This is a genomic window from Denitromonas ohlonensis (assembly GCF_007625205.1).
Classification (GTDB): Bacteria; Pseudomonadota; Gammaproteobacteria; order Burkholderiales; family Rhodocyclaceae; genus Nitrogeniibacter; species Nitrogeniibacter ohlonensis.
On sequence record NZ_VMNI01000018.1, the window covers coordinates 15,042 to 29,170 of the forward strand.

Consider the following 14,129-nt stretch of genomic DNA (forward strand, 5'->3'; position numbering starts at 1 on the left):
GTCCTCATGTCATCTGCTGGCGCCGCGAGGATCGCTCAGGGCACCAGATCGTATTCTTCCGTCCGCCGCGGCGGCGTGGTTTCCCACCCCCCGCAGGCCGGGCATCGCCAATAAAACTGACGCGCCTTGAATCCGCACGAGTCGCAGCGATAGCGTGCAACGCGGCGCGTGTGACTATGCACCAGCTGACGCACCAGCTCGATGTCCGGGCGCAACTCGGTCGGCGCCGCGACCAGCGCGGCTTCCAGCATCTTGTCGAGACCGAGCACGCTCGGATTGCGCCGCAATTCGTCGCGCACCAGATCATAGGCGCTGAGCGAACCGGCCAGCTTGAGCGTGCGGTCAAACAGTACATCGAGCAGATCGAGCGAAGAATGGCGCTCCAGGTAGGCGCGCAGCAATTGCAGTCCGTCTTCTATCCGGCCCTGCGCGTCGTACGCCTTCATCAGACGTTCCGCGGCGAGCGAGAGATAGAGCGGGTCCTGCCCTTCGATCCGCTTCCAGGCCACGACCGCCTCGTCGAGATCACCCCGGCGCGCCGCCAGATCGCCTTTGATCAGGCTGCCACGAACCGACCGGGGATTGATCTGCAAGGCCGACTGAATGGCCGTCTCGGCATCGTCTAGCCGCGAGTCCGCCAGCGCGTCGGAGGCCATCTCGCAATGAAAATTGGCCATTTCCTTGCGCCACCAGACACTCTCGTGATCGGGCAGGGCTTTGGCGATGTCGATCGCTTTCGGCCAGTCTTTTTCTTGTTGATAGATTTCCAGCAGATCGCGCAGGGCAACGTCGTTCAAAGCCGTGCCACGCAAGCGCAGGAAGACGGATTCGGCGCGATCGAGCAAGCCGGCTTTCAGATAGTCCTGACCGAGCTCCGCTAGGGCCTGCAGGCGCTGGGATTCATTCAAGTCTTCGCGATCGACCAAGTGTTGGTGCATGCGGATCGCGCGCTCGGTTTCGCCGCGACGGCGAAACAGGCTGCCGAGGGCAAAATGCAGTTCGACCGTATCGGGGTCGATACGCACGGCCTCAATGAAAGCATCGATGGCTTTGTCGGGCTGCTCGTTGAGCAAAAAATTCAATCCATTGAGATAGGAGCGCGGCAGGCTGCGCGACTCCTTCATCACATGCCGGATATCAACCCGCGCCGCCATCCAGCCCAAGGCAAAGAACAGCGGCAGCGCCAGTAACCACCAGAATTCAATTTCCATGGGGGTCAGAACGCTTCAGGCGCGTCCCCGTCGGCCCGCGGCACAACGGCCGTGCCTGCCGACGCCTTGATTTCGGCTTCTGCCTTGCGCAGTGATTTACGCAGCTTTCCGATCTCCCGCCGCTGACGCACCAGCGACGACAGCGTCGCGGTCACGCCCACCAGCGCCCCGGCGGCGAATGCCCCCAGGATGACCAAGACCAATGGCAACTGCCATTGCTTGCCCATGTAGAAGTTCAGCGTCGTGAGTTGGTCGTTCTTGACGGCAAAGCCGAACAGAACGAGGAAGACCGCCAGACGGATAATCCAGACAATGATTCGCATAGGGGGTGATTATGGCCGACTCGTGGACAAAAAAGAAGGCGGTCGAAACCGCCTTCCCCAATGACACAATCTGAACCGATTATTCGGCCAGATCCACACGTTCCCGCAATTCCTTGCCCGCCTTGAAGTGCGGCACATGTTTTTCAGCAACCTCAACCCGTTCACCGGATTTCGGATTGCGTCCCATGCGGGGCGGGCGGTAATTCAGCGCAAAGCTGCCGAAGCCGCGAATCTCGATGCGATCACCACGTGACAATGAGTCGGTCATCGCATCGAGAATCATCTTGACAGCGTAATCGGCATCCTTGGCAACCAACTGCGGAAAACGTGCCGCCAGTCGCGCAATGAGCTCCGATTTGGTCATGAGTGCACCAATTATTGCTTCTGCTCGTCCATCTTCGCCTTGAGCAGGGCACCCAGACTGGTGGTGCCCGTCGCGGCGGAGCTCTCGGCGGCCAGCTTCTGCATGGCGTCCGAGGTCTCAGCCTGATCCTTGGCTTTGATCGACAGGTTGATCGAACGGGACTTGCGATCCACGTTGATGATCATGGTCTCGACTTCCTCACCTTCCTTCATCACGGTGGTCAGGTCATCGATACGGTGCGGTGCAGCTTCAGACACGCGCAGGTAGCCTTCGATGTCATCGCCCAGCGAAATCACGGCACCACGCGCATCAACCGTCTTCACGGTGCCGCGCACGAGGCTGTTCTTGTCGTGGGTGGCGATGAAGTTGGTGAAGGGGTCCCCATCCATCTGCTTGATGCCAAGCGAGATACGCTCACGCTCGACGTCGATGGCCAGCACCACGGCTTCGACTTCGTCACCTTTCTTGAAGCGACGCACAGCTTCTTCGCCCTGCTCGGACCACGACAGGTCGGACAGGTGAACCAGACCGTCGATGCCGCCATCCAGACCGATGAACACACCGAAGTCGGTGATCGACTTGATCTGACCGGAAACCTTGTCGCCTTTCTTGAAGTTCATGGCGAACTCGTCCCACGGGTTGGCCATGCACTGCTTCATACCCAGCGAGATACGGCGACGCTCTTCGTCGATGTCGAGGATCATCACTTCCACCTCGTCGCCCAGCTGGACGACTTTGTTCGGGTGGATGTTCTTGTTGGTCCAGTCCATCTCGGAGACGTGCACCAGACCTTCGATGCCCTGCTCCACTTCCACGAAGGAGCCGTAGTCGGTGATGTTGGTGACTTTGCCGAACAGGCGGGTGCCGGTGGGGTAACGACGGGCAATACCCACCCACGGATCTTCGCCGAGCTGCTTGAGACCCAGCGACACGCGGCAACGCTCGCGGTCGAACTTGAGCACTTTGGCTTCGAGTTCGTCGCCGACAGCAACCACTTCCGACGGGTGACGCACACGACGCCAGGCCAGGTCGGTGATGTGCAGCAGGCCGTCGATACCACCCAGATCCACGAACGCGCCGTAGTCGGTGATGTTCTTGACGATGCCCTTGACGACCATGCCTTCGGCCAGGTTCTCGAGCAGCTTATCGCGCTCTTCACCCATGGTCTCTTCAAGCACGGCACGGCGCGACACAACCACGTTGTTGCGCTTGCGGTCGAGCTTGATGACCTTGAATTCGAATTCTTTACCCTCGTACGGGGCGGTGTCTTTCACAGGACGCATGTCGACCAGCGAACCCGGCAGGAAGGCGCGGATACCGTGGGTCATGACCGTCAGACCACCCTTGACACGACCGCTGACAACACCGTTAACCAGCGTGCCTTCGTTGAGCGCGAGCTCCAGGTCGTTCCAGGCGGCGATGCGCTTGGCTTTGTCGCGGGACAGGCGGGTTTCGCCGTAGCCGTCTTCGAGTGCGTCAATGGCAACCTGGACGTAGTCGCCTTCTTTAACTTCAAGTTCGCCGTGATCGTTGCGGAACTCTTCGATCGCAACATAGCTTTCGGACTTCAAGCCAGCGTTCACGACAACGAAGTTCTGATCGATACGGACCACCTCGGCGGTGATCACTTCGCCCGTGCGCATTTCCTGCAGCGCTAGGCTTTCCTCGAACAGCTCGGCAAAGCTTTCCATGGACATTTCAGGGGTAGGAATGGACATAAAAAAAGACCTGGTGCTGCCGCAAGGACAGCGGGTTAGTTAATAAACACACCGGCCAGAGGGCCGGAATACGTTTGAGCCGGCGCGCCGCTCAGGCGATGCGCTCGGCCACAAACCGGACTGCTTCATCAACCGTCATGTCTGAGGTTTCAACAAGCACTGCGTCCGGCAGTTTTTTCAAAGGGGCCACACTTCGCGCCGCGTCTCGCGCATCACGCTCGGAAAGCTCCTGAGAAAGACTGTCAATGTTAGCAGGCAAACCCTTTTCCATCAACTGCTTATAGCGCCGTTGTGCCCGCGCCTCGACCGAAGCGGTCAGAAAGAATTTGCTGGATGCATCCGGAAAAATCACCGACCCCATATCGCGCCCTTCCGCCACAAGGCCTGGCGCTTGGCGATAGGCGCGCTGGCGCTCCAGCAGGGCATCGCGCACCGCCGGAATGGCGGCCACTTTGGAGGCCATGGCGGCGCATTCTTCACTACGGATCGCGTCGGTCACATCCGCACCCGAGAGCAGGATTTTCCCGCCCACGAACTCGGCCGGCAGGGCCTCTGCCACCGCCGCGATTGCTGCGTCGTCAGTCACACCACCGCGAATCGTCGCCAGCGCCACCAAGCGATAGAGCGAACCGCTGTCGAGATAGTGGTAACCCAGCGACTCGGCCACGCGCGCCGCGACCGTCCCCTTGCCCGACGCCGATGGGCCATCAATGGCAACGACAGGGACGGGCAAAGCAATCCTGCGATAGGCGTCGAAATAGCCAGGAAAGGTTTTGTTCACGCAGGCCGGGTCATTGATGGTGACGCCGGTGCCCGCCAAGGTGACCAGCGAGAAACACATCGCCATGCGATGGTCGTCGTAGGTGTCGATGGCGGCATGGCGCAGCGTCTGCGGTGGCGTGACGCGCAGCGCGTCGTCGAATTCCTCGACCTCGACACCGATCTTGCGCAACTCGGTGGCCATCGCGGCAATCCGGTCGGTTTCCTTGACCCGCCAGCTGGCGATATTGCGCAAATGACACGGGCCATCGCAGCGCACCGCCATCACCGCCAGCGTCATCGCGGCATCTGGGATGTGGTTGAGATCCATGTCGAAGGCTTTGAGTCGGCCGCTGGCAGGCGCACTCGCCTCGATCCAGTGCTCGCCCATGGTGATCTGCACGCCAAGCTGCTCAAGCGCTTCGGCAAAGCGCACATCGCCCTGAATGCTGTTGCGCCCCACCCCCTCGACACGCACCGGCCCGCCGCCCATCGCACCGGCAGCCAGGAAATACGAGGCCGACGAGGCATCGCCTTCGACGTGAATGTCACCCGGGCTGCGATAGCGCGCGCCGCCGGGCACGGTAAATCGCTGCCAGCCTTCACGCTCGACCTGCACGCCGAAACGCGCCATCAGATTCAAGGTGATCTCGATGTAAGGCTTGGAGATCAGTTCGCCAACGACTTCAATATGGACGGCAACGCCAGTCAGCGGTGCGGCCATCAACAAGGCGGTCAGAAACTGGCTGGACACATCGCCACGCACCGACACGGTTCCGCCGGCGCAAATCGTCCCTTTGCCGATCGTCAGGGGTGGGTAGCCCGGGTTGCCGGTGTAGGTCACCGCGGCGCCCAGTTGCGACAAGCCATCCACCAGATCGCCGATCGGCCGCTCGTGCATGCGTGCCACGCCCGACAGCCGGTAGTCGCCGCCCGACAAGGCCAGGGCAGCGGTCAAGGGACGAAACGCCGTGCCCGCATTGCCGAGAAACAAATCGGCGTCGGCCACCGGGAAGCGCCCGGCCACGCCGTCGACCACAAAGCAGTCAGCGCCCGCGTCGTGCTGCCACGGCACGCCCAGCGTGCGCAGCGCGTCGAGCATGCGCTCGGTATCGTCTGATTGCAGCAAGTCGTGCACTCGGGTCTGCCCGTCGGCCAGCGCAGCCAGCAGCAGCACCCGGTTGGAGATGCTTTTCGAGCCCGGCAGGCGAACCGTGCCCGCGGCCCGGATCATCGGGGCAAGATCAAGGGTTTCCACGTTGCGACATCCGTATCAATCAAGAAGGAAAGGTTTTCTCGGCCCAGCGGTTGCGCGCCTCGCGCGCCTCGCCAAACAGGGTTTCGAGACTGGCGCCATCGCCCGACATCAAGAGCGCGCGCAGATAAGCCAGCTCGCCCAGATACTGATCGAGCTCGGCCGTGAGCGCGTGGCGATTGGCCATGCAGATGTCCCGCCACATTTCAGGGTGGCTGCCGGCAATGCGGGTGAAATCACGAAAGCCACTCGCGGCAAAACTGAAGAGCTGTTCGGCATTGGCACGCCCGGCCAGATCATGCACCAGGCCAAAGGCCAGCAAATGCGGCAGATGGCTGACCGCGGCAAATACGCGATCGTGGTCTTGCGGGCTCATCTCACGCAACGACGCACCGCAAGCGGCCCAGACTGCACGCACCCGCGCCACCGCCGCCGGATCATTCTCTGGCAAGGGCGTGACAACGACATTGCGCCCACGATAGAGCGTCGAAAACGCCGCGTCGGCACCACTTTTTTCAGCACCCGCAATCGGATGCGCAGGCACCACATGCGACAGGTGAGCGTCCAGATGCGCGTAAATAGCCTCGATCACATCGCGCTTGGTGCTGCCGGCATCAGTCACAATAGTGCCGGGCGCCAGATGCGGCGCCATGGCCGCCATCACCGCATTGGCCTGACCGACCGGCATGGCCAGAAGCACGAAGTCGGCGCCGCTCAGGGCCGTTGCCCAATCCAGCGCGACTTCATCAATCACGCCGAGCGTTTTCGCACGCTCCAGCGAGGCTTGCGTGCGCCCGACACCGACCACCCGCTCCACCATTCCGGCCGACTTCAAGGCCAGCGCAAACGAGCCGCCGATCAGGCCGACGCCGCACACCACCAGCCGTCGAATCGGCGCCTCTGGCAATACATCCATCAGCTCAGTGCCTGCTGCAAGGCCGAGATGAATCGGGCGTTTTCTTCGGGCAGACCAATCGATACCCTGAGCCATTGCGGCATGCCATAGCCGGCGATCGGGCGGACGATCACGCCTTGCGCCAGCAGCTTGCGGTTGATCGCATCGCCATCCCCCACCTTGACCGTGACAAAGTTGCCCCAGGACGGAATCCATTCCAGCGACATGGCGCGGAACGCGTCGGTCAATTGCGCCATGCCCCGACGGTTGAGGGCCGCACTCTTGGCCAGAAACTCTTCATCCGCCAGCGCGGCGGTCGCGGCCGCCAAAGCCAGGCTATTGACGTTGAACGGCTGACGCACCCGGTTGAGCAGATCAATCACGCTCGGGTGCGCCAAGCCATACCCGACCCGCAAACCAGCCAGCCCATACGCCTTTGAGAAGGTGCGCGACACCAGCAGATTCGGGAAACGCGCCAGCCAGCCGATGGCATCGTAGCGATCGTCGTCTGACAGGTATTCAGTGTAGGCCTCGTCGAGCACCACCAGCACCCGCTCAGGGATCTTCTCGAGGAAGGCCTCGATCTGCGGCCCTGGCAGGAAAGTGCCAGTCGGATTGTTGGGGTTGGCGATGAAGATCACGCCAGTTTTGTCGGTCACGGCGGCCGCCATGGCGTCGAGATCGTGGCCGAAATCCTTGGCGGGCACGGCGACGGGCTTTCCGCCGACCGCCATCGTCGCCAAGGGATAGACCGCAAACGCATGTTCGGAGAACACCGCTTCCGAGCCCGGCGTCAGGAAAGTGCGTGCCACCAGCTCAAGCACGTCATTCGAGCCGTTGCCCAGCACAATGCCGCTCATCGGCACGCCAGTGCGTTCCGACAACGCGGCCTTCAGCGCGAAGCCATTGCCGTCCGGGTAGCGGGCCAGCTCGAGGAGCGCCCGCGCAATGGCCTCTTTGGCCATCGGACTGATGCCGAGCGGGTTCTCGTTCGAGGCGAGCTTGACGATGCTCGCCTCGACCAAGCCCATCTCGCGCGCCAGCTCGGAAATCGGCTTGCCCGGTTGATAGGGAGAAATGGCCCGAATGTAGTCCGGCGCCCGATCGGCGATTGGCATGACGACGTCTCCTGAATAGTGCTTTTCTTGTTTGTGTTTGTCCTGCTGCGCCTCGGCCTTCAGAGCGCGGCCACCGGGTAGGAACCCAGCACCTTCACGAAGCTCGCGTTGCGCTCGAGATCGGCCAGGGCTGCGACCACTTTCGCCTCACTCTGGTGGCCTTCAAAGTCGATGTAATAGACGTATTCCCACAGGCCAGAACGCGCCGGACGCGATTGCAGCTTGCTCATGCTCACCCCATGCTCGGCCAGCGGCTGAAGCAGGCGGTGCATGGCGCCGGCGCGGTTGGGCGTCGAGCACACCAGCGAGGTTTTGTCCTTGCCGGACGGACCCGCGTCATGCTGGCAGATCACTAGGAAGCGCGTGGTGTTATTCGGGTCGTCTTCGATATTGCCGGCCAGAATGTTCAGACCATACAGTTCGGCCGCGGCTTCGCCGGCAATGGCCACCGACTCGGGGTCTTCCGCCGCCAGCCGCGCCGCTTCGGCATTGCTGGCCACGGGCACACGCGGCAACGAGGGCAGATTGCGGTTCAGCCACTCCTGACACTGCGCCAGGCTCTGCGCATGCGAATAGACTCGCCGCGCTGCGCCCAGGCCGTCGGCCTTGGACATGAGGTGCTGGTGAATGCGCAGCTTGACCTCGCCGCAGATCTTGAGCGGGTTAAGCAACAGCAGGTCGAGCGTGCGGCCGATGGCCCCTTCGGTGGAATTCTCGACCGGCACCACGCCGTAGTCGACACTGCCGGCTTCAACCGAGCGGAACACATCATCGATAGCGAGCATGGGCATGAAGGTGGGCGCGCTACCAAAGTGCTTTCGCGAGGCGCTTTCCGAGAAGGTGCCCGCGGGGCCGAGATAGGCCACCTTGAGCGGCTGCTCGAGCGCCAGACAGGCTGACATCAGCTCACGGAAAATCCGCTGAACCGCGGTCGACGGCAAGGGCCCGGGATTTTCGTCGGCAAGGCGTCGCAACACCTGAGCTTCGCGCTCGGGGCGATAGATATTGCCCTGCTTGATCTCACCCACCCGCTGGGCCAGCTTGCCGCGGCGCGAGATGCTGGCCAGCAATGCGTCGTCGATCGCGTCGATTTCGTTGCGCAGTTTGAGCAGTTCCTGCTCTTCGCTCATCCCTTCAGCCATCACCCGTTCCGCCTTTCAAAGTCCCGCATGAACTCGACCAACGCTTCGACGCCGGCCATCGGCATCGCGTTATAAATGGAGGCACGCATGCCACCGACTGATTTATGCCCTTTCAACTGCACCAGACCGGCGGCCGAGCTTTGCTCGAGAAACGCGGCATTGCGCGACTCGTCGGCCAGGAAAAACGGGACATTCATGCGCGAGCGATAGCGCGGGTCAATACGGTTCTGGTAGAAGCTGCTCTGATCGATGAAGCCATAGAGCCGATCAGCCTTCTGGATATTGATCGCCTCGATGGCCTCGACACCGCCCTGGGCGCGCAGCCACTGGAAGACCAGCCCGGCGATGTAGATCGCGTAAGTCGGCGGTGTGTTGTACATGGAGTTGTTGTCGGCCACCAGCTTGTAATCAAAGGCCGACGGGCAATCCTTGTGGGCACGGCCGAGCAGATCCTCGCGCACGATGACGATGGTCAGCCCGGCTGGCCCGATGTTTTTCTGCGCACCGCCAAACAGCACGCCGTAGCGCGACACGTCCACCTTGCGCGACAGGATGTGCGACGACACGTCAGCCACCACCGGTACCTCGCCGCGGCCGATGGTGCGCAGATCGGGGTCGAAGCCGAACTCGACACCATCGATGGTTTCGTTGGTGCACACAAACAGATAGGCGGGGTCGTCCGACAGGCGCCAGTCGCTCAGGGCGGGCACGGTGTTGTAAGCGCCGGCTTCGGTCGCCGCCGCGATGTTCACATCACAATAGCGCCGCGCCTCTTTCTGAGATTTGGCCGACCAGGAACCGGTCACCACGTAGTCGGCGCCGGCTTTGTCGCCAAGCAGGTTCATCGGCACCAGCGCATTTTCGGCAATCGCGCCGCCCTGCATGAACAGGATGCGATAATTCGATGGCACCGCCAGCAGCTCGCGCAGATCGGCTTCGGCCTGATCGTAGATCGATTGAAAGGCCGGGCTGCGATGGCTCATTTCCATCACGCTCACGCCCGTGCCGTGCCAGTCAAGCATTTCTTCGGCCGCGCGACGCAACACAGACTCGGGCAGCGCCGCCGGACCGGCGCTGAAATTGAACACGCGGGACATCACTCTGCTCCGTCTGCGCCGTCTTCCGATGGGGCCTCGGCGGCCCCGTCCGTCTCGGTCGGCGCATCCACTGCTGCTGCGGCGCCCTCGACTCTCTCGGTCACGTCCAAGGCTTCATCGAAAAACGCATCGTCATCTTCGGTTTCAGCCACCGGTTCGATACCCGCCAGATAGGTGCCATCGTCGAGCGAGATCAGCGTCACGCCCTGGGTCGAACGGCCCATCTCGCGAATATGCTCGACCTTGGTGCGAATCAGCACGCCACCAGTGGAGATCAGCATGATCTCATTCTCAGGCTTGACCAGCACGGCGCCGACCAGCTTGCCATTGCGTTCGGAAGACTGGATGGCGATCATGCCCTTGGTGCCGCGACCATGGCGGGTGTATTCGCCGATCGGGGTGCGTTTGCCGTAGCCATTGACCGTAGCGGTGAGCACCGACCAGCTTTCGTCGTCGGCCACCAGCATGCTGATCACCTGCTGACCCGACTCGAGCATCATGCCGCGCACACCGCGCGCCGTGCGGCCCATCGGGCGCACATCCGTTTCGGCAAAACGCACCGCCTTGCCGGCATCGGAGAACAGCATCACATCGCACTGGCCATCGGTAATCGACACGCCGATGAGGTAATCATCCTCGTCCAGCCCGACCGCGATGATGCCGGCCTTGCGCGGATTGGAGAAGTCGGACAGCGGCGTTTTCTTGACCGTACCGCGCGAGGTCGCCATGAAGACGAAGTGGTCCTCATCAAAGGCTTTGACCGGCAACACGGCGGTGATCTTCTCGCCCTCGAACAGCGGGAACAGGTTCACGATCGGCTTGCCGCGCGAGTTGCGCGTGCCTTCGGGCACCTCGTACACCTTCAGCCAGTAAGCGCGGCCGCGGTTCGAGAAGCACATGATCGTATCGTGGGTGTTGGCTACGAACAGGCGGTCGATGAAATCATCGTCCTTCATGGCCGTAGCCTGCTTGCCCCGACCGCCGCGCCGCTGGGCCCGGTAGTCGGCCAGACGCTGGCGTTTGAAGTAGCCGGTGTGCGACAAGGTCACCACCATGTCTTCGGGCGCGATCAGGTCTTCTATATTGATATCGGAGGTGTCCATGACGACCTCCGAGCGGCGCTCGTCGCCGTATTGTTCGCGCACCGCCGCCAATTCTTCCGCGATGATGCTGGTCACACGCTCGGGCCGCGCCAGGATGTCGAGGAGGTCGGAGATGGTTTCCATCACCTCGCGGTACTCCGACAGAATCTTGTCCTGCTCCAGACCGGTCAGCCGCTGCAGGCGCAGTTCAAGAATGGCTTGCGCCTGCGCATCGGACATGCGGTAGCCATTGTCCTGCAAGCCAAATTCTGGCGGCAGACCGGCCGGGCGGAAACTGTCGCGATCGGCCACGGCACGTGCCAGCATCTCTTCGACCAGCGGCGAGCGCCAGATGCGGGTCATCAGGCCCTGCTTGGCTTCGGCCGGCGTCGGCGCCGCCTTGATCAGCGCGATCACCTCGTCCACGTTCGACAACGCAACCGCCAAACCCTCGAGCACATGGCCGCGTTCGCGGGCCTTGCGCAGTTCGTAAATGGTGCGACGCGTGACCACTTCGCGACGGTGCTGCAAGAAGCAATCGAGCAGCTGATGCAGGTTCAGCACTTTCGGGCGGCCATCAACCAGCGCCACCATGTTCATGCCGAAGGTGTCCTGAAGCTGCGTTTGCTTGAACAGGTTGTTGAGCACCACCTCGGGCACTTCGCCACGCTTGAGCTCGATCACCACGCGCATGCCGGACTTGTCCGACTCGTCGCGGATCTCGGAGATGCCTTCGATCTTTTTCTCGTTGACCAGCTCGGCGATCCGCTCAAGCACCGAGCGCTTGTTCACCTGGTACGGCATCTCGTCGACGATGATCGACTGGCGATTGCCGCGCTCAAGGTCTTCAAAGTGCGTCCGCGCGCGCATCACCACCCGGCCGCGGCCGGTGCGGTAACCATCATGCACACCGGAAAGACCGTAAATCAGGGCCGCCGTCGGGAAGTCGGGCGCCTTGACGATCTTGATCAGTTCTTCAATATCGGTGTCCGGCTCATTCAGCAACAACAAGCAGGCGTCGATCACCTCGCGCAGGTTGTGCGGCGGAATGTTGGTCGCCATACCCACGGCGATACCCGACGAACCATTGATCAGCAGATTCGGGATCCGCGCGGGCAGCACCGCCGGCTCGCGTTCCTTGCCATCGTAGTTGGGGACGAAATTGACCGTCTCTTTATCGATATCCGACAGCAACTCGCTGGCCACACGCGCCTGGCGGCACTCGGTATAACGCATCGCCGCCGCATTGTCGCCGTCGATGGAGCCGAAGTTGCCCTGACCATCGACCAGCATGTAGCGCAGTGAAAAATTCTGCGCCATGCGCACCAGCGTGTCGTAAATGGCCGAGTCGCCGTGCGGGTGATACTTACCCATCACCTCACCCACCACCCGCGCACACTTCACATAGGGCCGGTTCCACGCATTATTGGCCTCGTGCATGGCAAACAGCACACGCCGGTGCACCGGCTTGAGACCGTCCCTTGCGTCCGGCAACGCCCGCCCCACGATCACGCTCATCGCGTAATCGAGGTAGGCATGACGCATCTCTTCCTCAAGGCTGATCGGAAGGGTCTCTTTTGCGAATTGATCCATGGCTGTCAGCGGGCCTGAAAAGGCGGCATTCAAAAGAGGGAAATCTTACCACGTCGCGCCCCGCCTTCTCCCCCTCTGACAGCGACGTCACACCACCTCAGAGCACAGACCCCCAACACGACCACACCCCGGCGCGCCGCGCCCGACTTGATCTTTATCGAACGCCGGGCTTGAATGCCACCTCCACTTATCAATCCCTGAGCGAACAGACGCCATGAGCGAACAGGTCGACCTGCTGATCAGCGCCCGCTGGGTAATCCCCGTCGATGCCTCCGACGCCACGCTGGAACATCACAGCGTCGCAGTACACAAGGGGCGCATCGTCGCCGTCCTGCCCAGCAATATCGCGCGGGAGCGTTACCACGCCACCACCGAAACCCGCCTGCCCGATCATGTACTCATCCCGGGCCTGATCAACCTGCACACGCACGCCGCCATGACGCTCATGCGCGGCATTGCCGACGACCTGCCTCTGATGACCTGGCTGCAAACGGCGATCTGGCCCACCGAGGCCAAACACGTCAGCCCGGCCTTCGTGCGCGACGGCACCCTGCTGGCCGCGGCAGAGATGCTGCGCGGCGGCATCACCACCTGCAATGAAATGTACTTCTACCCCGACGCTGCGGCCGCCTCCTTCGACGCCCTGGGCATGCGCTGCGTCATCGGCATTACCGCCATCGACTTCCCAACCTCCTACGCCGCCAGCGCCGACGAATACCTCAGCAAAGGACTCGCTGCGCGCGACGCCTGGCGAGGCAACCCGCTGGTGCGATTCGCTTTGGCTCCCCACGCCCCCTACACCGTCTCCGACGCCACCTTTTCGCGCATCGTCAGCCTGTCCAACGAACTGGACCTGCCGATTCATATTCACATTCACGAAACTGCACAGGAAATCGAAGACAGCCTCAAACAATACGGCGAACGTCCGCTCGAACGCCTGGCCCGCCTCGGCTTGGTCGAAAGCCAACTCATCGGCGTCCATGCTGTGCATCTCACGCCGAGCGAAATCGAGACACTCGCGCGACACGGTTGCGCCCTCGCGCACTGCCCCACCTCCAATATGAAGCTCGCCTCCGGCATCGCCCCGGTGGCCACCGCACTCGCCCACGGCATTCCGATCGGGCTGGGCACCGACGGCGCCGCCAGCAACAACCGGCTCGACATCTTCCAGGAAATGCGCATGGCCGCGCTGCTCGCCAAAGTCAGCACACAGGACGCCGCCGTCATCCCAGCAAAAACCGCCTTGCGCATGGCGACACACCATGGCGCCAAGGCTCTGGGGCAGGAAAACGACATCGGCAGCATCGAAGTTGGCAAGTGGGCCGACCTCTGCGCCGTCGATCTGTCACCATTTGAAACACAACCCTGCTTTGACCCCGCCTCACATCTTGTATATTGCGCAGGCCGCGAACATGTGTCGGACGTCTGGATTGCTGGACAGGCGCGTGTTTCCAATAAACAAGTGTTGCAAAAAGCAGACAATGAATTGCTTGGCGTTGCACGCGTATGGCAGAATAAGGTCGGTAGTCGTTTCGACTAGTACCGCGACAAAGACCGCGGAACTTTCACCGT

General features: G+C 61.9%; 11 protein-coding genes. 1 reads left to right on the plus strand and 10 read right to left on the minus strand.

The genetic code is table 11. The annotated features are described in order from the left end of the window. Positions 1–35: 35 nt before the first annotated feature. The 10 genes from lapB to gyrA all read right to left on the minus strand — a co-directional run bounded on the left by lapB (position 36) and on the right by gyrA (position 12,557). Positions 36–1,211, minus strand: a complete 1,176-nt coding sequence (gene lapB / locus FHP89_RS17085) for a lipopolysaccharide assembly protein LapB (RefSeq protein ID WP_144180001.1) — start codon at positions 1,209–1,211, stop codon at positions 36–38. Between the two features lie 5 nt (positions 1,212–1,216). Then, the gene (locus tag FHP89_RS17090; protein WP_144179998.1) at positions 1,217–1,534 is read right to left on the minus strand and encodes a LapA family protein; all 318 of its coding nucleotides are present in this window, start codon (positions 1,532–1,534) and stop codon (positions 1,217–1,219) included. A 79-nt stretch (positions 1,535–1,613) separates the two neighbouring features. Next, positions 1,614–1,898, minus strand: a complete 285-nt coding sequence (locus tag FHP89_RS17095; protein WP_144179995.1) for an integration host factor subunit beta — start codon at positions 1,896–1,898, stop codon at positions 1,614–1,616. Between the two features lie 11 nt (positions 1,899–1,909). Next, a complete protein-coding gene (rpsA, locus tag FHP89_RS17100) occupies positions 1,910–3,589 on the minus strand; it encodes a 30S ribosomal protein S1 (RefSeq protein WP_144179992.1) in 1,680 nt (559 codons plus the stop codon). A gap of 118 nt (positions 3,590–3,707) precedes the next feature. Then, a complete protein-coding gene (locus FHP89_RS17105; protein ID WP_144179990.1) occupies positions 3,708–5,633 on the minus strand; it encodes a bifunctional 3-phosphoshikimate 1-carboxyvinyltransferase/cytidylate kinase in 1,926 nt (641 codons plus the stop codon). A gap of 19 nt (positions 5,634–5,652) precedes the next feature. Beyond that, positions 5,653–6,546 carry a prephenate dehydrogenase gene (locus FHP89_RS17110; protein ID WP_144179987.1) on the minus strand — a complete coding sequence of 298 codons (894 nt, stop codon included), beginning with the start codon at positions 6,544–6,546 and terminating at the stop codon, positions 5,653–5,655. Continuing rightward, entirely contained in the window at positions 6,546–7,643 is a 1,098-nt protein-coding gene (gene hisC, locus FHP89_RS17115) for a histidinol-phosphate transaminase (RefSeq protein WP_144179984.1), read from the minus strand. The genes FHP89_RS17110 and hisC overlap by 1 nt, the downstream gene beginning before the upstream one ends. Before the next feature lie 59 nt (positions 7,644–7,702). Further along, the gene (pheA, locus tag FHP89_RS17120) at positions 7,703–8,785 is read right to left on the minus strand and encodes a prephenate dehydratase (RefSeq protein ID WP_391525834.1); all 1,083 of its coding nucleotides are present in this window, start codon (positions 8,783–8,785) and stop codon (positions 7,703–7,705) included. Then, positions 8,785–9,882 carry a 3-phosphoserine/phosphohydroxythreonine transaminase gene (serC, locus tag FHP89_RS17125; RefSeq protein ID WP_144179981.1) on the minus strand — a complete coding sequence of 366 codons (1,098 nt, stop codon included), beginning with the start codon at positions 9,880–9,882 and terminating at the stop codon, positions 8,785–8,787. Before serC ends, pheA begins: the two co-directional genes overlap by 1 nt. Beyond that, entirely contained in the window at positions 9,882–12,557 is a 2,676-nt protein-coding gene (gyrA, locus tag FHP89_RS17130; protein ID WP_144179978.1) for a DNA gyrase subunit A, read from the minus strand. The genes serC and gyrA overlap by 1 nt, the downstream gene beginning before the upstream one ends. Before the next feature lie 214 nt (positions 12,558–12,771). On the opposite strand from gyrA, the gene FHP89_RS17135 reads away from it, so the two are divergent. After that, positions 12,772–14,097, plus strand: a complete 1,326-nt coding sequence (locus FHP89_RS17135) for a TRZ/ATZ family hydrolase (RefSeq protein WP_144179975.1) — start codon at positions 12,772–12,774, stop codon at positions 14,095–14,097. Positions 14,098–14,129 lie beyond the last annotated feature (32 nt).